This window comes from Mesorhizobium australicum (assembly GCF_900177325.1).
In the GTDB taxonomy this organism is placed as follows: Bacteria; Pseudomonadota; Alphaproteobacteria; order Rhizobiales; family Rhizobiaceae; genus Mesorhizobium_A; species Mesorhizobium_A australicum_A.
Genome location: NZ_FXBL01000001.1, coordinates 1 through 20,716 on the forward strand (window position 1 = coordinate 1; position 20,716 = coordinate 20,716).

22 protein-coding genes are annotated in these 20,716 nt (G+C 61.0%); 11 read left to right on the plus strand and 11 right to left on the minus strand.

The features are described 5' to 3' along the window. Positions 1–58: 58 nt before the first annotated feature. Together B9Z03_RS00005 and B9Z03_RS00010 are read right to left on the minus strand one after the other, a co-directional pair. Positions 59–1,870 carry a relaxase/mobilization nuclease domain-containing protein gene (locus B9Z03_RS00005; RefSeq protein WP_085462362.1) on the minus strand — a complete coding sequence of 604 codons (1,812 nt, stop codon included), beginning with the start codon at positions 1,868–1,870 and terminating at the stop codon, positions 59–61. Beyond that, positions 1,782–2,135: a plasmid mobilization protein gene (locus tag B9Z03_RS00010; RefSeq protein ID WP_085462363.1), complete on the minus strand. Its 354-nt coding sequence runs from the start codon at positions 2,133–2,135 to the stop codon at positions 1,782–1,784. The genes B9Z03_RS00005 and B9Z03_RS00010 overlap by 89 nt, the downstream gene beginning before the upstream one ends. 146 nt (positions 2,136–2,281) lie before the next feature. Between B9Z03_RS00010 and B9Z03_RS00015 the strand changes: the two genes are divergently transcribed. Further along, the gene (locus B9Z03_RS00015; RefSeq protein ID WP_085462364.1) at positions 2,282–4,135 is read left to right on the plus strand and encodes a type IV secretory system conjugative DNA transfer family protein; all 1,854 of its coding nucleotides are present in this window, start codon (positions 2,282–2,284) and stop codon (positions 4,133–4,135) included. A gap of 330 nt (positions 4,136–4,465) precedes the next feature. Here B9Z03_RS00015 and B9Z03_RS29650 read toward each other — a convergent pair whose 3' ends face one another. Beyond that, positions 4,466–4,606: a hypothetical protein gene (locus B9Z03_RS29650; RefSeq protein WP_176247370.1), complete on the minus strand. Its 141-nt coding sequence runs from the start codon at positions 4,604–4,606 to the stop codon at positions 4,466–4,468. Between the two features lie 558 nt (positions 4,607–5,164). After that, positions 5,165–5,926, minus strand: a complete 762-nt coding sequence (locus B9Z03_RS00020) for a helix-turn-helix domain-containing protein (protein WP_085462365.1) — start codon at positions 5,924–5,926, stop codon at positions 5,165–5,167. A gap of 421 nt (positions 5,927–6,347) precedes the next feature. On the opposite strand from B9Z03_RS00020, the gene parA (B9Z03_RS00025) reads away from it, so the two are divergent. The 3 genes from parA (B9Z03_RS00025) to nadE (B9Z03_RS00035) all read left to right on the plus strand — a co-directional run bounded on the left by parA (B9Z03_RS00025) (position 6,348) and on the right by nadE (B9Z03_RS00035) (position 8,581). Continuing rightward, complete coding sequence (gene parA, locus B9Z03_RS00025; RefSeq protein ID WP_085462366.1) at positions 6,348–7,016, plus strand: ParA family partition ATPase; 669 nt, start codon at positions 6,348–6,350, stop codon at positions 7,014–7,016. After that, complete coding sequence (locus B9Z03_RS00030; protein WP_210191333.1) at positions 6,964–7,221, plus strand: hypothetical protein; 258 nt, start codon at positions 6,964–6,966, stop codon at positions 7,219–7,221. The genes parA (B9Z03_RS00025) and B9Z03_RS00030 overlap by 53 nt, the downstream gene beginning before the upstream one ends. Positions 7,222–7,747: 526 nt before the next feature. After that, positions 7,748–8,581 carry an ammonia-dependent NAD(+) synthetase gene (nadE, locus tag B9Z03_RS00035; RefSeq protein WP_085462367.1) on the plus strand — a complete coding sequence of 278 codons (834 nt, stop codon included), beginning with the start codon at positions 7,748–7,750 and terminating at the stop codon, positions 8,579–8,581. On the opposite strand, the gene B9Z03_RS00040 is transcribed toward nadE (B9Z03_RS00035), so the two are convergent. Further along, a complete protein-coding gene (locus B9Z03_RS00040; protein ID WP_085462368.1) occupies positions 8,573–8,962 on the minus strand; it encodes a MerR family transcriptional regulator in 390 nt (129 codons plus the stop codon). The genes nadE (B9Z03_RS00035) and B9Z03_RS00040 overlap by 9 nt on opposite strands. 66 nt (positions 8,963–9,028) lie before the next feature. Here B9Z03_RS00040 and B9Z03_RS00045 point away from each other — a divergent pair, with 66 nt between their 5' ends. After that, positions 9,029–9,898: a cation efflux transmembrane domain-containing protein gene (locus tag B9Z03_RS00045; RefSeq protein ID WP_244561597.1), complete on the plus strand. Its 870-nt coding sequence runs from the start codon at positions 9,029–9,031 to the stop codon at positions 9,896–9,898. Positions 9,899–9,921: 23 nt separating this feature from the next. Here the strand turns inward: B9Z03_RS00045 and B9Z03_RS00050 are convergent, their stop codons facing one another. After that, a complete protein-coding gene (locus B9Z03_RS00050) occupies positions 9,922–10,731 on the minus strand; it encodes a DUF3800 domain-containing protein (protein WP_176247371.1) in 810 nt (269 codons plus the stop codon). A gap of 330 nt (positions 10,732–11,061) precedes the next feature. On the opposite strand from B9Z03_RS00050, the gene B9Z03_RS00055 reads away from it, so the two are divergent. Further along, positions 11,062–11,511 (plus strand): helix-turn-helix domain-containing protein, encoded by a 450-nt coding sequence (locus B9Z03_RS00055; protein WP_085462370.1) that lies wholly within the window; start codon positions 11,062–11,064, stop codon positions 11,509–11,511. An 88-nt stretch (positions 11,512–11,599) separates the two neighbouring features. On the opposite strand, the gene B9Z03_RS00060 is transcribed toward B9Z03_RS00055, so the two are convergent. Further along, positions 11,600–13,411: a relaxase/mobilization nuclease domain-containing protein gene (locus B9Z03_RS00060; RefSeq protein ID WP_085462362.1), complete on the minus strand. Its 1,812-nt coding sequence runs from the start codon at positions 13,409–13,411 to the stop codon at positions 11,600–11,602. Next, entirely contained in the window at positions 13,323–13,676 is a 354-nt protein-coding gene (locus tag B9Z03_RS00065; protein ID WP_085462363.1) for a plasmid mobilization protein, read from the minus strand. Before B9Z03_RS00065 ends, B9Z03_RS00060 begins: the two co-directional genes overlap by 89 nt. Positions 13,677–13,822: 146 nt before the next feature. Here B9Z03_RS00065 and B9Z03_RS00070 point away from each other — a divergent pair, with 146 nt between their 5' ends. Next, complete coding sequence (locus tag B9Z03_RS00070) at positions 13,823–15,676, plus strand: type IV secretory system conjugative DNA transfer family protein (RefSeq protein ID WP_085462364.1); 1,854 nt, start codon at positions 13,823–13,825, stop codon at positions 15,674–15,676. Between the two features lie 330 nt (positions 15,677–16,006). On the opposite strand, the gene B9Z03_RS00075 is transcribed toward B9Z03_RS00070, so the two are convergent. Together B9Z03_RS00075 and B9Z03_RS00080 are read right to left on the minus strand one after the other, a co-directional pair. Then, the gene (locus B9Z03_RS00075) at positions 16,007–16,249 is read right to left on the minus strand and encodes a hypothetical protein (protein ID WP_139832094.1); all 243 of its coding nucleotides are present in this window, start codon (positions 16,247–16,249) and stop codon (positions 16,007–16,009) included. Positions 16,250–16,706: 457 nt separating this feature from the next. Beyond that, positions 16,707–17,468, minus strand: coding sequence for a helix-turn-helix domain-containing protein (locus B9Z03_RS00080; protein ID WP_085462365.1), 762 nt, complete (start codon positions 17,466–17,468; stop codon positions 16,707–16,709). Positions 17,469–17,889: 421 nt separating this feature from the next. Between B9Z03_RS00080 and parA (B9Z03_RS00085) the strand changes: the two genes are divergently transcribed. From parA (B9Z03_RS00085) to nadE (B9Z03_RS00095), 3 genes are all read left to right on the plus strand, one after another. Beyond that, entirely contained in the window at positions 17,890–18,558 is a 669-nt protein-coding gene (parA, locus tag B9Z03_RS00085; protein WP_085462366.1) for a ParA family partition ATPase, read from the plus strand. After that, positions 18,506–18,763, plus strand: a complete 258-nt coding sequence (locus B9Z03_RS00090; RefSeq protein WP_210191333.1) for a hypothetical protein — start codon at positions 18,506–18,508, stop codon at positions 18,761–18,763. The genes parA (B9Z03_RS00085) and B9Z03_RS00090 overlap by 53 nt, the downstream gene beginning before the upstream one ends. 526 nt (positions 18,764–19,289) lie before the next feature. Then, positions 19,290–20,123: an ammonia-dependent NAD(+) synthetase gene (gene nadE, locus B9Z03_RS00095; protein WP_085462367.1), complete on the plus strand. Its 834-nt coding sequence runs from the start codon at positions 19,290–19,292 to the stop codon at positions 20,121–20,123. On the opposite strand, the gene B9Z03_RS00100 is transcribed toward nadE (B9Z03_RS00095), so the two are convergent. Further along, entirely contained in the window at positions 20,115–20,504 is a 390-nt protein-coding gene (locus B9Z03_RS00100; protein WP_085462368.1) for a MerR family transcriptional regulator, read from the minus strand. The genes nadE (B9Z03_RS00095) and B9Z03_RS00100 overlap by 9 nt on opposite strands. Before the next feature lie 67 nt (positions 20,505–20,571). Here B9Z03_RS00100 and B9Z03_RS00105 point away from each other — a divergent pair. Next, the coding region (locus B9Z03_RS00105) for a cation transporter (protein WP_176247372.1) at positions 20,572–20,716 on the plus strand (145 nt) is incomplete at its 3' end.

Sequence of the window (20,716 nt, forward strand, 5' to 3'; positions counted from 1 at the left end):
AGGATGCCCGAGCTGACCGGAGAGGGGGCCAAGCGCAAATGCTTGACCCCCCTCGTCTTTATCGATCCCGGTCATAATCGCGACTTTTATCCCGCGCCGGCTGCGGCTTCTCTTTCTCGGCCGCGCGGGCTTCCTTGGCCCGCTGCTGCCAGTAGGCGGCATCCTTCACCGGGGTCGTCGCGGCCTTCGCATTCTCCGCGAACTGCTGGCGCTTCGGATCCTGCGCCTTGGCGCTCGATCCGAAATCCCGCTGCGGATCTGGCGGGCGCTTCTGCGCCGCTCGATCCGCGAACGCCTGCGTCGGGTTCTTGATCTTTGCCGGCGACGTCGCTGGCGTCGGCTTCTGCGCGATCTCCTGCGCCCGCTTCGGTGCCGGCCTCGGCACCTCGCCGGCCGGCGAGGGGGCCGGCTGGGCCTGCGAGATAAACGCGGCCTTGGTCGGCAAGGGCTGTTTCGCCTCGATGCGGCGCGCATCGTCAAACGGCCGTTTCATGGGCTTCTGCTCCTGTGAACGAGTGGCGTCCTGCCACCGTGAACGATAGGGCTTCGCTCGATCGGGCTGGCGATCGCCGCCGCGATCGCGCGGGAGCTGCTGCCATGCCTGCCGGATTTTCCCGCGCTCGAGGTCTTGGCGCTCGATCAACGACGCTCGAGCGCGGTCGAACGCTTGGCGCTGTGCAACTAATGCCGCGCCGCGCTGCTCCTTGATGCCGCGCACCTCGGAATCGAGAACCGACTTAAGCCGCTGCGCCAGTCGCCCGCGGTTCATGTCCTGAACCTCGGCGAACGCCGCGGCGCGGGCCTGCGACGACAGCACGTTGCCGAACGTGGCGGCAAGGGTGCCACGGTTGCCGAGCTGGCCGCTGACGCGCTGATGCGTCGTCGCGTCCAGTGCGTTTCGGATCACGCCGGCAAGGCTCTGCTCGCGAGCCAGGTAGGCGCTTTCCGCCTGCCTAGTCTCGCGGAAGAACTTCGCCCATATCGGCCGGCATTCCGCTTTGTGGCGCTCGGTCGCTTCGCGGATAGCTTTGCCGCTGTCCGTGAAAATTCGATCCCGCGCCGCCTTGTTGCCGGCTGACAGGTCTTTCCACTCCTGCCGGTGCTGGTCCCGCTGTGCCGCGCCAAGGGCTTTCAGGACCGCCACGGGCGATTTGTCGGCCGGCGGCGTCTCTGCCGCCTGCTGGCGCTTCTCGGCCGCGTAGGCCTGTCGCTCGGCCTGCTGCGCGAACTTTTCGCGTAGCTCCCGCTTTTCTTCCCGCTTCGGCGTCAGGATCACCCCGCGCTCGCGCTCGTAAGCGTTCGCCCAATCGGACAATTTCAGCCGGTCATTGCTGGTCGAGAGCATTTTCCCGGTCGCCGGGTCCACGCGATTGACGATCACATGCACATGCGGGTGCTTCTGGTCCTGATGGCACACGATCACCGCTTGATGATGCTCGGCCCCGAGCACCTTCAAGCTGGCGTCGGCCGCGCGGGTCATTTCCGCCCGGTCGAGCGTCCCGGCCTCGTCCGGGTGCCATGCGAGGCTGTAGGCGTAGACATGCGCCGACGACTTGCGGCCTGTCGATTTGACGCCGGCCGCTGCCTTCAGCTCGTCGGCCTGCCGGGCGGTCGCAATCATGATCTCGCGGGCAACGCCGGGATGATCGGTCGCCAGATTGCGGGTTTCGGTCCACGCCACGCGCTCGGCCGTCTCGGGGTGCGCCGATTGCCCCTCCTGCCGCTTGTCGTGCAGGTAGTAGGCAAACGCGCCCCGGAAGCTGTGGCCGGCTTTGGCGATGTCAGGAACCATCGCCTGCCACCTTGGCGACGGCTGACCGGACCTCGGCAAGCACCTGCGGGAAGTCGGGCGGCAAATCCCGGCCGGCATTCACGCGCTTGGCGATCTGGTTGAGGTTCACGCCGGCACGATTCAGCTCGACGAGGGCAACGGCGTCCGCCTGCGCGCGGCGCTGCGGCATCCGTTGACCCAGCACAGCGCGGCGGCAAAACTCGGCGACCGAGACGCCCGCGCGCTCGGCCAGCAGCTCGACGTGGTGACGCTCGGCCGCTGTGACCCGGATGCCGGGCAAGCGGTCGTCGCGGCGCTCATCTGCCGCGAGTGTCGGCCGTCCGATTTTGGGGGCCTCGTCCATCAAATCCGCGCCGTCTTCCTTCCTTCCGGGCCTGCCCGGCAAGCGTTTTTGGGCACCAAAAACATAGCTTGCTACTCTGTGTTACGTAAATCATAATCCAAGCTCTGTTAAGATGGAATTAAGGAACCGTCCGAACCGGAGTCACCATGCCCTACCGCTTTACTGACCCCGCGAAATACGCCTACCGGCCCGGCTCCCTGTTCCTCGGCCTCGACCCCGCCACTAATCGCGAAACGGGCATCCAGACCGAAATTCACGCCATCACGATAGGCGGCGCAGGTGCAGGAAAAGGCTCGTCCCTCCTGATCCCAAACGCGCGTCGTTGGCTGCAAAGTCTGGTGTGCATCGACCCCAAGGGCGAAAACGCCGTAGAGTCTTGGCAGGCTCGTGAAGCCCTCGGCCAAACGGTCGGCGTCCTCGACCCCTTCCATGAAATCCCTGCCGGCAAGATTCCTGATCGACTGCGCGTCTCCGTCAACCTGCTGGCGGACATCGACCCGGAAAGCCCGCGCGCTCGCGCGGCTCTTTCGGCCATCGGCAATGGCCTCGTTGTCAATCACAACAAAGACCATATGGAATGGACGGAAGGCGCTCGCGCGCTGCTCGCCGGCCTCGCCGCCTTCGTCTGCACAATGCCCCCCGAAAGCCGCACTTTCGGCACGTTGCGCACCTTGCTGATGCTACCTAACACTCGGCCTTCGGACGATGAGCGGTCGCCGCTCGAAGAACTCGTAGCTGACATGCTCGCCGCCGATCATGCAAACCTCGGCGCGCTGATCCGGGAAGCCGGCGATACAATCGCAACGGCGCTCAACGCCTCCGATCCGAAGTCGATGGAAAGGCAGTTTCTTGGCGGCGCGAAGCGCGCCACACGCTGGCTCGATGATGCTTCAATATCGGCGGCGCTCGTGCATTCGGACTTCAAAATGTCGGCGCTCAAAACCGGCAAGGCGTCCTTGTTTCTCGTGCTGCCGGCTGACTATCTGGCCGACTATTCCGGGTTCCTGCGTCTGTTTGTGAAGGGCGCTCTCAACGCCATGGGTCAGCCCGGCAACGGCGGACGATGCCTGTTCCTGCTCGATGAATTTTACTCGCTTGGCAAGCTCGACGAGCTGACGGAAGCGGCCGGGCGGATGCGATCCTATGGCGTCCAGCTCTGGCCCTTCATGCAGGGCATCAGCCAACTTTTTGACCTGTACGGCAAAGATGCCGCGCAAACTTTCTTGACCAATGCCGCCGCTCGAATTTTCCTCGGCAACGACAAGGACACGGTGACACTCGACTACATTAGCTACGCGGCCGGCAAGTTGGAGCCGACCGATATCAGGAGTGCGCCACCAACCGCGACCGCGTTAACCCCAAAATCGGCCGCTAGCATCGGATCGGCGCCGACGGCATTCAACCCGGCCACCGGGCGTTTCGAAGTCTCAGCCGACGCGGCCCGCGCGTTCGATACGCAACAGCGGGCCGCTGCTGACGCGCGCATGGTCGAGCATGAGAATGAGCGCACGGCAGCTATGAAAGCAGATGCTGACGCGCGGGCTGATTACGACCATGACATGAAGCGCGTCGGGCAACCACGCCTGACGCCCGACGAGCTGGCGGCGCTGATCGGCAAAGATGAACAAGCCGGCGAGAAAGTCGCACGGTCAATGATCGTTTTCGCCTCTGCTGGCGACGTTCTCAAGCTGACGCCCGCGCCGTATTTCCAGCCCGCGCGGCCCCTGATCCAGCATAAGCCGCAAGCCACCAAAACCGACTACAGCACCCCGACCGCTGCATATCGGCGTTTCGACAGCTATCAGCGCAAGGCTTTCGTGCTCCTCGGCGTAACGCTTGGCTTTTGGCCGGGCTGGGTTCCGCTAGCCATGTGGGGATTTGACCGGCCTGCAGACATTGCCATGTGGGGTTATCCCGATCTGTGCCTCGGGCTTGCTTGTATGGTGGCGGGCGGCTGGATCGGCTGGACGCTGCCGAAACTCATCGAACGCAACGCTTAATTAGCCGGGGACACGCTCTACGCCCGGCACAGTTTCGATGCCGGGTACATCGTCAATGCCCGCAACGCGCCCTAACGCGTATTCATACGCGGCAGCCCAATTGAAGTATTCATATAGTCGCATACTGCGATTTATAGATCATTTTGCATCGGAACGTCAAATATCCTGACCTCAACCGGCACGATCTGCGCCGGCTGCGGGAACCCTTCAAGGGGCGGATTCCACCGCTCGAACGCAGCGCGCGCTGCGGCCTCGGTCGGCCGGAAAGTGCCCCACACTAACGCACCGTCCGGCCGCTCAAGCGCAGCGAAACCCCTGAATTTCCGGGGTTTATTCGTCGGTCGGCCCGTCATCTTCAGCCCGGTCAATGCGCGGCAGGATCACGAATTTACCGGTCAGGCCGATGCCGGCCGGCAGCTCGCAATTGAAGCCGTCTTTTTGTTCGGGAACGCCACGCCGACGCGCAGCCACTCGGTCTTTACTTCGCCATTGCCGTCCGTATATTCGCGGGCGACAAGGATATTATGTGGTTTTGTCATGTAAAATCCTCCTTTTACCCGCAACAATACCATGAACGGAAGAATATATCCTTAAGACATTCTGAAACCCCTGCTCCCTGTTCGATCCGCGCCGGAGGCGTGATCGAACCCGCGCGGGACGCGCGGCCTTGATGCTCCCCGTCCCGATGCAACCTGCTGGCCATGTAAGGCCCGCGCGGTCACGGCCGGAACGGCCGGGAACCCCTTTAGGGGTTGACCGCATTAGCGGGCTGTCATGGCAGGCTTGCCGGTGAGGGTGGGGAAATCACTCCGGAATTCGTCAAACGCGCTCCACGCCCGCCGTATAGCCGGGAAAGCGGTATAGAAGGCCGTTCGTCGGCTGCCGATCTTGCGGGAACTTTGCCGCTGTCTTCCTCGAAGACAAAGCAAGGCTGATACCCGCAAATGTGGGTTTGTGGTAAAGCGCATTTGTGACTGTCACGCGTATTTGAAACAAGTAACTTGCCGGCCGACTAGGCCGGCTCCATTCTCATTTCGCCATAGAATTAAACCTAGATAGGGATTCAGCCCCTTTGTGGGACTCACGTTCAGCACAGCGGGCGCGCGCCTCGGCCATGCGTATCAGCGCAGCACCTAGCGAGCTGTCTGGATCGACATCGGCAATCGTGCGCTCGATCTCGCTCATGCTGGCGCGCATTGTCTCGATCTCAGTCGCGCGATCCTGCTGGCGCTGCTGCTCGTCGGCCGGCGTGGGCGCAGGGTGGAAATACCGACCTAGCAGCCGGGCAGCTCGGGCAGGCAAAAACAGCCTATAGGCGTTGCTCGTCTGCTGCACCTGCGGCCCCCTGCCCTCGTTGCCGGTCGGCACATAACGCCGAATCCAGTCGAGGAAGCCATGCCGGCGCAACGCCGCCAAGGCCCGGATGATCGTATTGCGGCCGTGACAGAGCTTCGCCGCCAGATAGTCAATCGACGGCTCTAGCCGGCCGCTGCGCCGATCCGCGAGGTTCACAAGGTATTCCAGAAGCTCGACGGCTATCAGGCCGAGCGCGCCGCTTGCGGTGTTCGGCTCCGTGGCACGGCGCTCATGGCGCGTCACCAGCTCAAACTTGCGGGCGGCGGCAACGATCCGGTGCCGGTCCTCCTTCGGGATCGGTCGCCAGAATATACCCTCCTGCCCGCCCGCCCGGTGCGAATTACGCCGCACGGGCTGGTGAGTGCGTTTTACACGGCTGCGGCGCACCCCGGCCGGCAACGGTTGGTCTAGGATTTCTCCTACTGCTGTGAACATGGCTTCTCCTTCGGTCTGGTTGACCGCCGAAGGTTTGGCCGCTCGCGGGCGTACGCAGGGCGCACGAATCCGTGGCAAGATTCCTCTTGCAAACGGTCCGGCTTTTTGGGAGAATTCGACCACCACAGACGAATTCAAGGCCCTCGGCCGAACTATCAGAAGCCCGCCCTTCCGGCGGGTTTTTTGATTTCTGGTCGGTATTCCCTCGCAAAATGGTTGGTGGCCGCGCTCGAATCGCGCCGCCACTAGCCTGTGATGGTGCCTGATGCCGGAATCTCGATCAACGCGGTTTTGTGAAAGCGCGGATTTCTGCGCATTTCAGGATCGGAACACCGCGCAACCAAGGCGTGAGCATTGGCCGTACGGCCGAATCCTGCAATGTGGGTTTGTGGTATCCCGCAAACCCTGATACCCTCACTCAATGATTCTTTCGTTCATCAACCAAAAGGGCGGCGTCGGTAAAACGACCTTGGCAATCAACGTCGCGGCAGCTTTGGCTACTCGCGGCAAGGTATTGTTGATCGACGCCGACGAGCAGGGCAGCGCAACCGCATGGGCATCCCTACGCGAGCAGACCCCTTTTCAGGTGGTCAGCATGGTACGCGCCAACATGGCGCGGGATGCGATCCAGATGGCGGCGAACTTCACCCATACCGTAATCGACGGCCCGCCACGCGCTCGCGATCTCGCCCGCGCCGTCATCATTGCCGCTGATGTGGTGGCGATCCCCATTGAACCCTCCGGCTTGTCAACATGGGCAGCGGGAGAAACCATCAATCAGGTCCGCGAGGCGCAAGCCGTTAAAGATTCCCTCAAATGTGGGTTTGTGGTTTCTCGCAAAATTGGGAAAACTGTCATCGGCCGCGACATCCGGGATATGGCTTCAGCCGAAGGGTTCCCGATCCTGTCCGCCGAAATTCAACAGCGTGTGCCGTTTGCGGAAAGCCTGACGCTCGGCCAGACGATTTTCGAATATGCGCCGGCCTCGGCCGCTGCCATGGAAATCGAGGCGCTTACGGGCGAGATTGTGAACTGGCATGAGCAAAAAGAACTTCGCAGCAGCGCCAAAGCCCGCCGCTCTGTCGGCTGAACAGGAAGCCTACATTTCCAAGGGCAGGGGTAAAGATACCGCGCCGGCCAACAATGAGCCGACCGCGCGGCTGTCGGTCGATCTGCCGCGCTCGATGCATAAGCGATTCAAGATCGCTTGTGAGCAAGCCGATACCAAGATGGTCACAGAACTGCTCGCCTTCATCGAGCGCCGCACGACCGAACTTGAAAGCCGCAAACCCTGATATGTGGGTTTGCGGGAAGGTGGGTCATGCTCTGGCTCACCAAAAGCAATCCCGCTTTCGTCGTGCCCTACCTTCGCATTGAGGGGGCCTAGCACGATCTGCCAGCCGTTCAACGCCTTACGGCGTCCTCCACTGCGTTGCGGCCCTTCGGGTGATCGGCCGTCATATCGTGCTTGAATCGGCCCATGCGAAGGCGGCTCCGAAAGCAGGATATTGCTTCAAGGCTCAACCCGTCCTGCAGGGCAGGGGAAGCGCCGCCAGGGCGACAAGCCCTAGCCGGCGCGGTAGGGCAGGGGCCAAGTATAACGCGGCGGGTCGGCGTCATGCCGGCATGGCGATTTATTGGCATCGGGAAACAAAAAAACCGCGCTCACACATAGCAGGCGGTTTTGACTTGTCCGATGCTGACGGATTGCTTTGAATTCGGTTCCATAATTGGGAATTATGCGATTAACCGTCTCGCGCGCGCGAAGCTGAAGCGGTGACTTTTTTGCCAGTCGTGCGTTGCACGACAAGCGAGGGAATAATGAACGATCAAACGGAAATTATCGAAGCTCTGGGCGTCACTCCGACTTTCAACGCCGCGCAAGAGGCAAGGCGGCGCGTGTCCTTCCTGAAGGACTATCTCGCCGCATCCGGGCTTCAAACTTACGTGTTGGGGATCAGCGGTGGCGTCGATTCCTTGACGGCCGGGATGATGGCCCAAAGGGCCGTGCAAGAACTGCGAGCAGCGTCCTACAACGCGGAATTTGTCGCCGTGCGGCTCCCTTATGGCGAGCAGGCCGACGAACGAGACGCACAGGCCGCCCTAAACGCTATCGAGCCTGACCGCGTCGTCACGGTGAACATTAAAGCTCCCGCTGACGCCATGATGGCGCAGGTTAAGGCCGGCGGCTTCACTCCAGTCGACCGGGCGCAGGAAGATTTTCTGCTCGGCAATATCAAGGCCCGGCAACGGATGATCGCGCAATACACCTTGGCGGGCGGCATGCGCGGACTGGTCATCGGCACGGATCAGGCAGCCGAAGCCCTCATGGGGTTTTTCACAAAATTCGGCGACGGCGCGGCCGACATTTTGCCTCTGGCGGGTCTGAACAAACGCCGGGTGCGCGCGATAGCCGAATACTTCGGAGCGCCCGCAAATCTCGTGTTCAAGGTGCCAACGGCAGACTTGGAATCCGATGCGCCGATGCGGCCCGATGAAGATGCCTATGGCGTGACTTACGATCAGATTGACGATTTTCTTGAAGGCAAACCTATCGAGGAAACTGCACGAGCACGGATTATGCGGGCATATCGCACGACCGCGCATAAGCGGGCGTTGCCGGTCGCCGCCAATGCGCCGGCGCACTCATTTTGACGCGAGCGCTTCAATCACCCGGCATTCCGACACCATGCCCCGGCTGCACTCACTGACCATGCGAGCCAACTCGTCCCGCAAGGAGAGCAGGCGGGCAATTCGGCTTTCGACCGCCTCAAGCTGACCCTGTGCAATCTGGCTCGCCGTCTCGCATGATGCCGCAGGCTGATCCTGCAAGGCCAGCAGCACGCGAATGCTCGTCAGGTCAAACCCGAGATCGCGGGCATGCCGGATAAAGCCTAGCCGTTCGGCGTCGGCCGGGCTGTAGATGCGACGGCCGTTCGTTTGGCGCGTTGCCTTCGGTAAAACCCCGATGCGCTCATAATACCGGATTGTCTCGATGTTCACGCCCGACCGTACGGACAGGTCACCTATCTGCATTTAGGTCTTGCTCCTGTAGTCGCTACAGGTTGTAGCATGGTAGGGCTAGAATTTCGAGGATCGCCAATGTCCGCAGCCGCAACCGACACAATCCGCTATCACGTCACCGGCATGGACTGCTCGTCCTGCGCCGCCAAGATCGAGGGCGCGGCCCGAAAAGTCGAAGGCGTCAATGATGTGAAGGTGTCGATTGCTTCGCAGATCATGACGCTAGAGGTCGATGACCCGGCCGCGCGTCTGCCCGTGCTCGAAAATGCGGTGACAAGCCTCGGCTATCAGCTTGACCGTATAGGGCAGGCGAAAGCAGGCGCGGCGGGTGACGATGACGACGACAAAATCCCTGACCTGTCGCATGTGACGCCGGCCTATAAGCGGGCGCTCTGGATCGTCGTGCTGCTCAATGTCGGCTACGGCATTATCGAGATTGGCGGCTCGATCCTGTCCGGCTCGCAAGCCCTACAGGCCGACGCCCTCGACTTCATCGGGGACGGCCTGATTTCCTTCCTCGGCCTGATCGCCGTGGGCTGGGGCCTCGCTGCGCGCGCCAAGGCGGCATTGATTCAGGGCGTATTCCTTGCCGTGCTCGGACTCGGCGTCGTCGGATCGACGCTGTACCGCGTTTTTGTCGAACATGAACCGCAAACCCTGCTCATGGGCGGCTTCGCGCTCGTGGCGTTCGTCGTCAACGTGCTGGCGGCCGTGGTGCTGATCCCGCACCGAAAAGGCGATGCCAATATGCGGGCCGTGTGGCTGTTCTCGCGCAATGACGCAATCGGCAATCTCGCCGTGGTCTTCGCCGCCGTGCTTGTCTGGTGGCTCTCCTCACCATGGCCGGATTTGATCGTCGCTTTCGCTGTAGCAGGCCTGTTCCTGCAATCGGCTTGGTCGATCATTCGAGACGCGCGGAGCGACCTTTCAGAGGTCAGCCGCACATAGTCCCATAATGGCGAATTACGCGACTATGTCGGATTCGCCTGATTGATCGCCAACTCAACAGCTTCGTCTTGCGGCAGGTCTGTTTTCGGCAACACGGTGTCGAGCTTCAATGAAGGCTGCCACGCAATTTTTTCTAAGCGAGCGGCAAAATACTTTTCGGTCCAATCCATTTCTGGAAACTCATCAGGCTTGGCACGAAAAGCGCCGAGCCTACCAATAAGGCCACACAACCAATCTGCACATTGGCAGGTTTGGTATCGGTGGCTCTCCACCTGAAACGGAGGTTCGATAATGTGTTTGCGAGGAAAATCGGGCCTAAACATCGCCTGCGACGCGGCGGTTAGGATGGCATCCCGATCCTGATGCTCGTCCATCACAATGAACACTTTGCCTTTCTTGCTAGCGGCAAAGGCGTTGATCGTCTGAAGGGACCGGCCCAATGCCGATAGATAAAGACCCTGCGCATTCGAATCCGCCGGTGTTTTGGTTTTTTGAATTCCCTTCCAAAATATCACGCCGCCAGATTTTTCAATTTGATTTAGAAGGCGATTCGTTGCGCTTCTAAGCTCGCGATATTTTGTGACATTGGCGGTGGTAAACAGCGACGCACCTTTTTTCTCCCATAGAGCGGGAGCAACGCCGTCGCGCTTAATTTCAAAATCTAAGAGTTTACATTTCAGCTGATAGAAAAAAGTCGAGAACGCCCGAACGTTCTCAGACGGAAGAATGAACCCGCCAAGCCCGAAAATTGGACTATCGTTATAGCGTGGGTCGTCGCGAGAAACGTAGGGACCGATGTGCCCGAATTCGTCGACATATGCGACGTAGACCATTAGCATCCCCCAAATGCACGAAAACCCGCAATTGCTTGCGGGTCTCGGAATGAGGGCAGCAAGAGCCGCGTCTCAGGCTCCTAACTATGCGTGGGATATCTAATTGTCAATTAAACGCACTGTCGGCTACGGACATCGCCGTCCATAGGCCATGGACACGGATGTCTTGGACCCCTGTGCAGGCATGTCTCACATATATAGGATGAATTAGAATATATAACGATAAGGTCTATATGGTCGAATACCGACTGCCCCGGGTCATGGTTGACCATGCGAAAAAAATTTGCCAGACGCTTGTAAATTTCGGTTTCTCGCTTAAGTGGACCCAAAATGTCACCCGTTGAGGAAAGTACGAGCCTCGTCACAACACACGAACTTAATCGACGGCTGGATGCACGGTGGTCGAAGGCAGTTCTAGCGCAGGGCTACACGGTAATTCCCGCGCTGCTCATAAACGGCCAAGGAAGGCTGGGACTGACGCCGGAAGAATTTAACGTAGTGATTCAGTTGGCATATCATTGGAGAACGGTTGGGAACGATCCATTTCCAACAAAAAAGCGAATAGCTTCGCTGATGGGGAAAAGCGACAAGCAGGTTCAGAGGTACTTTAAAAGCTTAGAACAGAAGGGGTATGTCACCCGACAAGAGCGTTTTAGCCGCAATCGTGGTCAGATGAGCAACAGCTATGATATGTCAGGGCTGGTAGTTCGACTTCGTGAACTGGCTGCGGAAGATCGGGTTCTTTCACGGAATGCCCCTTCTCTGGAAGGCGGCGAATAGGCGAGGCGAGGACATCAGGCATAAATTTATAGGATGCCCGAGCTGACCGGAGAGGGGGCCAAGCGCAAATGCTTGACCCCCCTCGTCTTTATCGATCCCGGTCATAATCGCGACTTTTATCCCGCGCCGGCTGCGGCTTCTCTTTCTCGGCCGCGCGGGCTTCCTTGGCCCGCTGCTGCCAGTAGGCGGCATCCTTCACCGGGGTCGTCGCGGCCTTCGCATTCTCCGCGAACTGCTGGCGCTTCGGATCCTGCGCCTTGGCGCTCGATCCGAAATCCCGCTGCGGATCTGGCGGGCGCTTCTGCGCCGCTCGATCCGCGAACGCCTGCGTCGGGTTCTTGATCTTTGCCGGCGACGTCGCTGGCGTCGGCTTCTGCGCGATCTCCTGCGCCCGCTTCGGTGCCGGCCTCGGCACCTCGCCGGCCGGCGAGGGGGCCGGCTGGGCCTGCGAGATAAACGCGGCCTTGGTCGGCAAGGGCTGTTTCGCCTCGATGCGGCGCGCATCGTCAAACGGCCGTTTCATGGGCTTCTGCTCCTGTGAACGAGTGGCGTCCTGCCACCGTGAACGATAGGGCTTCGCTCGATCGGGCTGGCGATCGCCGCCGCGATCGCGCGGGAGCTGCTGCCATGCCTGCCGGATTTTCCCGCGCTCGAGGTCTTGGCGCTCGATCAACGACGCTCGAGCGCGGTCGAACGCTTGGCGCTGTGCAACTAATGCCGCGCCGCGCTGCTCCTTGATGCCGCGCACCTCGGAATCGAGAACCGACTTAAGCCGCTGCGCCAGTCGCCCGCGGTTCATGTCCTGAACCTCGGCGAACGCCGCGGCGCGGGCCTGCGACGACAGCACGTTGCCGAACGTGGCGGCAAGGGTGCCACGGTTGCCGAGCTGGCCGCTGACGCGCTGATGCGTCGTCGCGTCCAGTGCGTTTCGGATCACGCCGGCAAGGCTCTGCTCGCGAGCCAGGTAGGCGCTTTCCGCCTGCCTAGTCTCGCGGAAGAACTTCGCCCATATCGGCCGGCATTCCGCTTTGTGGCGCTCGGTCGCTTCGCGGATAGCTTTGCCGCTGTCCGTGAAAATTCGATCCCGCGCCGCCTTGTTGCCGGCTGACAGGTCTTTCCACTCCTGCCGGTGCTGGTCCCGCTGTGCCGCGCCAAGGGCTTTCAGGACCGCCACGGGCGATTTGTCGGCCGGCGGCGTCTCTGCCGCCTGCTGGCGCTTCTCGGCCGCGTAGGCCTGTCGCTCGGCCTGCTGCGCGAACTTTTCGCGTAGCTCCCGCTTTTCTTCCCGCTTCGGCGTCAGGATCACCCCGCGCTCGCGCTCGTAAGCGTTCGCCCAATCGGACAATTTCAGCCGGTCATTGCTGGTCGAGAGCATTTTCCCGGTCGCCGGGTCCACGCGATTGACGATCACATGCACATGCGGGTGCTTCTGGTCCTGATGGCACACGATCACCGCTTGATGATGCTCGGCCCCGAGCACCTTCAAGCTGGCGTCGGCCGCGCGGGTCATTTCCGCCCGGTCGAGCGTCCCGGCCTCGTCCGGGTGCCATGCGAGGCTGTAGGCGTAGACATGCGCCGACGACTTGCGGCCTGTCGATTTGACGCCGGCCGCTGCCTTCAGCTCGTCGGCCTGCCGGGCGGTCGCAATCATGATCTCGCGGGCAACGCCGGGATGATCGGTCGCCAGATTGCGGGTTTCGGTCCACGCCACGCGCTCGGCCGTCTCGGGGTGCGCCGATTGCCCCTCCTGCCGCTTGTCGTGCAGGTAGTAGGCAAACGCGCCCCGGAAGCTGTGGCCGGCTTTGGCGATGTCAGGAACCATCGCCTGCCACCTTGGCGACGGCTGACCGGACCTCGGCAAGCACCTGCGGGAAGTCGGGCGGCAAATCCCGGCCGGCATTCACGCGCTTGGCGATCTGGTTGAGGTTCACGCCGGCACGATTCAGCTCGACGAGGGCAACGGCGTCCGCCTGCGCGCGGCGCTGCGGCATCCGTTGACCCAGCACAGCGCGGCGGCAAAACTCGGCGACCGAGACGCCCGCGCGCTCGGCCAGCAGCTCGACGTGGTGACGCTCGGCCGCTGTGACCCGGATGCCGGGCAAGCGGTCGTCGCGGCGCTCATCTGCCGCGAGTGTCGGCCGTCCGATTTTGGGGGCCTCGTCCATCAAATCCGCGCCGTCTTCCTTCCTTCCGGGCCTGCCCGGCAAGCGTTTTTGGGCACCAAAAACATAGCTTGCTACTCTGTGTTACGTAAATCATAATCCAAGCTCTGTTAAGATGGAATTAAGGAACCGTCCGAACCGGAGTCACCATGCCCTACCGCTTTACTGACCCCGCGAAATACGCCTACCGGCCCGGCTCCCTGTTCCTCGGCCTCGACCCCGCCACTAATCGCGAAACGGGCATCCAGACCGAAATTCACGCCATCACGATAGGCGGCGCAGGTGCAGGAAAAGGCTCGTCCCTCCTGATCCCAAACGCGCGTCGTTGGCTGCAAAGTCTGGTGTGCATCGACCCCAAGGGCGAAAACGCCGTAGAGTCTTGGCAGGCTCGTGAAGCCCTCGGCCAAACGGTCGGCGTCCTCGACCCCTTCCATGAAATCCCTGCCGGCAAGATTCCTGATCGACTGCGCGTCTCCGTCAACCTGCTGGCGGACATCGACCCGGAAAGCCCGCGCGCTCGCGCGGCTCTTTCGGCCATCGGCAATGGCCTCGTTGTCAATCACAACAAAGACCATATGGAATGGACGGAAGGCGCTCGCGCGCTGCTCGCCGGCCTCGCCGCCTTCGTCTGCACAATGCCCCCCGAAAGCCGCACTTTCGGCACGTTGCGCACCTTGCTGATGCTACCTAACACTCGGCCTTCGGACGATGAGCGGTCGCCGCTCGAAGAACTCGTAGCTGACATGCTCGCCGCCGATCATGCAAACCTCGGCGCGCTGATCCGGGAAGCCGGCGATACAATCGCAACGGCGCTCAACGCCTCCGATCCGAAGTCGATGGAAAGGCAGTTTCTTGGCGGCGCGAAGCGCGCCACACGCTGGCTCGATGATGCTTCAATATCGGCGGCGCTCGTGCATTCGGACTTCAAAATGTCGGCGCTCAAAACCGGCAAGGCGTCCTTGTTTCTCGTGCTGCCGGCTGACTATCTGGCCGACTATTCCGGGTTCCTGCGTCTGTTTGTGAAGGGCGCTCTCAACGCCATGGGTCAGCCCGGCAACGGCGGACGATGCCTGTTCCTGCTCGATGAATTTTACTCGCTTGGCAAGCTCGACGAGCTGACGGAAGCGGCCGGGCGGATGCGATCCTATGGCGTCCAGCTCTGGCCCTTCATGCAGGGCATCAGCCAACTTTTTGACCTGTACGGCAAAGATGCCGCGCAAACTTTCTTGACCAATGCCGCCGCTCGAATTTTCCTCGGCAACGACAAGGACACGGTGACACTCGACTACATTAGCTACGCGGCCGGCAAGTTGGAGCCGACCGATATCAGGAGTGCGCCACCAACCGCGACCGCGTTAACCCCAAAATCGGCCGCTAGCATCGGATCGGCGCCGACGGCATTCAACCCGGCCACCGGGCGTTTCGAAGTCTCAGCCGACGCGGCCCGCGCGTTCGATACGCAACAGCGGGCCGCTGCTGACGCGCGCATGGTCGAGCATGAGAATGAGCGCACGGCAGCTATGAAAGCAGATGCTGACGCGCGGGCTGATTACGACCATGACATGAAGCGCGTCGGGCAACCACGCCTGACGCCCGACGAGCTGGCGGCGCTGATCGGCAAAGATGAACAAGCCGGCGAGAAAGTCGCACGGTCAATGATCGTTTTCGCCTCTGCTGGCGACGTTCTCAAGCTGACGCCCGCGCCGTATTTCCAGCCCGCGCGGCCCCTGATCCAGCATAAGCCGCAAGCCACCAAAACCGACTACAGCACCCCGACCGCTGCATATCGGCGTTTCGACAGCTATCAGCGCAAGGCTTTCGTGCTCCTCGGCGTAACGCTTGGCTTTTGGCCGGGCTGGGTTCCGCTAGCCATGTGGGGATTTGACCGGCCTGCAGACATTGCCATGTGGGGTTATCCCGATCTGTGCCTCGGGCTTGCTTGTATGGTGGCGGGCGGCTGGATCGGCTGGACGCTGCCGAAACTCATCGAACGCAACGCTTAATTAGCCGGGGACACGCTCTACGCCCGGCACAGTTTCGATGCCGGGTACATCGTCAATGCCCGCAACGCGCCCTAACGCGTATTCATACGCGGCAGCCCAATTGAAGTATTCATATAGTCGCATACTGCGATTTATAGATCATTTTGCATCGGAACGTCAAATATCCTGACCTCAACCGGCACGATCTGCGCCGGCTGCGGGAACCCTTCAAGGGGCGGATTCCACCGCTCGAACGCAGCGCGCGCTGCGGCCTCGGTCGGCCGGAAAGTGCCCCACACTAACGCACCGTCCGGCCGCTCAAGCGCAGCGAAACCCCTGAATTTCCGGGGTTTATTCGTCGGTCGGCCCGTCATCTTCAGCCCGGTCAATGCGCGGCAGGATCACGAATTTACCGGTCAGGCCGATGCCGGCCGGCAGCTCGCAATTGAAGCCGTCTTTTTTGTTCGGGAACGCCACGCCGACGCGCAGCCACTCGGTCTTTACTTCGCCATTGCCGTCCGTATATTCGCGGGCGACAAGGATATTATGTGGTTTTGTCATGTAAAATCCTCCTTTTACCCGCAACAATACCATGAACGGAAGAATATATCCTTAAGACATTCTGAAACCCCTGCTCCCTGTTCGATCCGCGCCGGAGGCGTGATCGAACCCGCGCGGGACGCGCGGCCTTGATGCTCCCCGTCCCGATGCAACCTGCTGGCCATGTAAGGCCCGCGCGGTCACGGCCGGAACGGCCGGGAACCCCTTTAGGGGTTGACCGCATTAGCGGGCTGTCATGGCAGGCTTGCCGGTGAGGGTGGGGAAATCACTCCGGAATTCGTCAAACGCGCTCCACGCCCGCCGTATAGCCGGGAAAGCGGTATAGAAGGCCGTTCGTCGGCTGCCGATCTTGCGGGAACTTTGCCGCTGTCTTCCTCGAAGACAAAGCAAGGCTGATACCCGCAAATGTGGGTTTGTGGTAAAGCGCATTTGTGACTGTCACGCGTATTTGAAACAAGTAACTTGCCGGCCGACTAGGCCGGCTCCATTCTCATTTCGCCATAGAATTAAACCTAGATAGGGATTCAGCCCCTTTGTGGGACTCACGTTCAGCACAGCGGGCGCGCGCCTCGGCCATGCGTATCAGCGCAGCACCTAGCGAGCTGTCTGGATCGACATCGGCAATCGTGCGCTCGATCTCGCTCATGCTGGCGCGCATTGTCTCGATCTCAGTCGCGCGATCCTGCTGGCGCTGCTGCTCGTCGGCCGGCGTGGGCGCAGGGTGGAAATACCGACCTAGCAGCCGGGCAGCTCGGGCAGGCAAAAACAGCCTATAGGCGTTGCTCGTCTGCTGCACCTGCGGCCCCCTGCCCTCGTTGCCGGTCGGCACATAACGCCGAATCCAGTCGAGGAAGCCATGCCGGCGCAACGCCGCCAAGGCCCGGATGATCGTATTGCGGCCGTGACAGAGCTTCGCCGCCAGATAGTCAATCGACGGCTCTAGCCGGCCGCTGCGCCGATCCGCGAGGTTCACAAGGTATTCCAGAAGCTCGACGGCTATCAGGCCGAGCGCGCCGCTTGCGGTGTTCGGCTCCGTGGCACGGCGCTCATGGCGCGTCACCAGCTCAAACTTGCGGGCGGCGGCAACGATCCGGTGCCGGTCCTCCTTCGGGATCGGTCGCCAGAATATACCCTCCTGCCCGCCCGCCCGGTGCGAATTACGCCGCACGGGCTGGTGAGTGCGTTTTACACGGCTGCGGCGCACCCCGGCCGGCAACGGTTGGTCTAGGATTTCTCCTACTGCTGTGAACATGGCTTCTCCTTCGGTCTGGTTGACCGCCGAAGGTTTGGCCGCTCGCGGGCGTACGCAGGGCGCACGAATCCGTGGCAAGATTCCTCTTGCAAACGGTCCGGCTTTTTGGGAGAATTCGACCACCACAGACGAATTCAAGGCCCTCGGCCGAACTATCAGAAGCCCGCCCTTCCGGCGGGTTTTTTGATTTCTGGTCGGTATTCCCTCGCAAAATGGTTGGTGGCCGCGCTCGAATCGCGCCGCCACTAGCCTGTGATGGTGCCTGATGCCGGAATCTCGATCAACGCGGTTTTGTGAAAGCGCGGATTTCTGCGCATTTCAGGATCGGAACACCGCGCAACCAAGGCGTGAGCATTGGCCGTACGGCCGAATCCTGCAATGTGGGTTTGTGGTATCCCGCAAACCCTGATACCCTCACTCAATGATTCTTTCGTTCATCAACCAAAAGGGCGGCGTCGGTAAAACGACCTTGGCAATCAACGTCGCGGCAGCTTTGGCTACTCGCGGCAAGGTATTGTTGATCGACGCCGACGAGCAGGGCAGCGCAACCGCATGGGCATCCCTACGCGAGCAGACCCCTTTTCAGGTGGTCAGCATGGTACGCGCCAACATGGCGCGGGATGCGATCCAGATGGCGGCGAACTTCACCCATACCGTAATCGACGGCCCGCCACGCGCTCGCGATCTCGCCCGCGCCGTCATCATTGCCGCTGATGTGGTGGCGATCCCCATTGAACCCTCCGGCTTGTCAACATGGGCAGCGGGAGAAACCATCAATCAGGTCCGCGAGGCGCAAGCCGTTAAAGATTCCCTCAAATGTGGGTTTGTGGTTTCTCGCAAAATTGGGAAAACTGTCATCGGCCGCGACATCCGGGATATGGCTTCAGCCGAAGGGTTCCCGATCCTGTCCGCCGAAATTCAACAGCGTGTGCCGTTTGCGGAAAGCCTGACGCTCGGCCAGACGATTTTCGAATATGCGCCGGCCTCGGCCGCTGCCATGGAAATCGAGGCGCTTACGGGCGAGATTGTGAACTGGCATGAGCAAAAAGAACTTCGCAGCAGCGCCAAAGCCCGCCGCTCTGTCGGCTGAACAGGAAGCCTACATTTCCAAGGGCAGGGGTAAAGATACCGCGCCGGCCAACAATGAGCCGACCGCGCGGCTGTCGGTCGATCTGCCGCGCTCGATGCATAAGCGATTCAAGATCGCTTGTGAGCAAGCCGATACCAAGATGGTCACAGAACTGCTCGCCTTCATCGAGCGCCGCACGACCGAACTTGAAAGCCGCAAACCCTGATATGTGGGTTTGCGGGAAGGTGGGTCATGCTCTGGCTCACCAAAAGCAATCCCGCTTTCGTCGTGCCCTACCTTCGCATTGAGGGGGCCTAGCACGATCTGCCAGCCGTTCAACGCCTTACGGCGTCCTCCACTGCGTTGCGGCCCTTCGGGTGATCGGCCGTCATATCGTGCTTGAATCGGCCCATGCGAAGGCGGCTCCGAAAGCAGGATATTGCTTCAAGGCTCAACCCGTCCTGCAGGGCAGGGGAAGCGCCGCCAGGGCGACAAGCCCTAGCCGGCGCGGTAGGGCAGGGGCCAAGTATAACGCGGCGGGTCGGCGTCATGCCGGCATGGCGATTTATTGGCATCGGGAAACAAAAAAACCGCGCTCACACATAGCAGGCGGTTTTGACTTGTCCGATGCTGACGGATTGCTTTGAATTCGGTTCCATAATTGGGAATTATGCGATTAACCGTCTCGCGCGCGCGAAGCTGAAGCGGTGACTTTTTTGCCAGTCGTGCGTTGCACGACAAGCGAGGGAATAATGAACGATCAAACGGAAATTATCGAAGCTCTGGGCGTCACTCCGACTTTCAACGCCGCGCAAGAGGCAAGGCGGCGCGTGTCCTTCCTGAAGGACTATCTCGCCGCATCCGGGCTTCAAACTTACGTGTTGGGGATCAGCGGTGGCGTCGATTCCTTGACGGCCGGGATGATGGCCCAAAGGGCCGTGCAAGAACTGCGAGCAGCGTCCTACAACGCGGAATTTGTCGCCGTGCGGCTCCCTTATGGCGAGCAGGCCGACGAACGAGACGCACAGGCCGCCCTAAACGCTATCGAGCCTGACCGCGTCGTCACGGTGAACATTAAAGCTCCCGCTGACGCCATGATGGCGCAGGTTAAGGCCGGCGGCTTCACTCCAGTCGACCGGGCGCAGGAAGATTTTCTGCTCGGCAATATCAAGGCCCGGCAACGGATGATCGCGCAATACACCTTGGCGGGCGGCATGCGCGGACTGGTCATCGGCACGGATCAGGCAGCCGAAGCCCTCATGGGGTTTTTCACAAAATTCGGCGACGGCGCGGCCGACATTTTGCCTCTGGCGGGTCTGAACAAACGCCGGGTGCGCGCGATAGCCGAATACTTCGGAGCGCCCGCAAATCTCGTGTTCAAGGTGCCAACGGCAGACTTGGAATCCGATGCGCCGATGCGGCCCGATGAAGATGCCTATGGCGTGACTTACGATCAGATTGACGATTTTCTTGAAGGCAAACCTATCGAGGAAACTGCACGAGCACGGATTATGCGGGCATATCGCACGACCGCGCATAAGCGGGCGTTGCCGGTCGCCGCCAATGCGCCGGCGCACTCATTTTGACGCGAGCGCTTCAATCACCCGGCATTCCGACACCATGCCCCGGCTGCACTCACTGACCATGCGAGCCAACTCGTCCCGCAAGGAGAGCAGGCGGGCAATTCGGCTTTCGACCGCCTCAAGCTGACCCTGTGCAATCTGGCTCGCCGTCTCGCATGATGCCGCAGGCTGATCCTGCAAGGCCAGCAGCACGCGAATGCTCGTCAGGTCAAACCCGAGATCGCGGGCATGCCGGATAAAGCCTAGCCGTTCGGCGTCGGCCGGGCTGTAGATGCGACGGCCGTTCGTTTGGCGCGTTGCCTTCGGTAAAACCCCGATGCGCTCATAATACCGGATTGTCTCGATGTTCACGCCCGACCGTACGGACAGGTCACCTATCTGCATTTAGGTCTTGCTCCTGTAGTCGCTACAGGTTGTAGCATGGTAGGGCTTAGAATTTCGAGGATCGCCAATGTCCGCAGCCGCAACCGACACAATCCGCTATCACGTCACCGGCATGGACTGCTCGTCCTGCGCCGCCAAGATCGAGGGCGCGGCCCGAAAAGTCGAAGGCGTCAATGATGTGAAGGTGTCGATTGCTTCGCAGATCATGACGC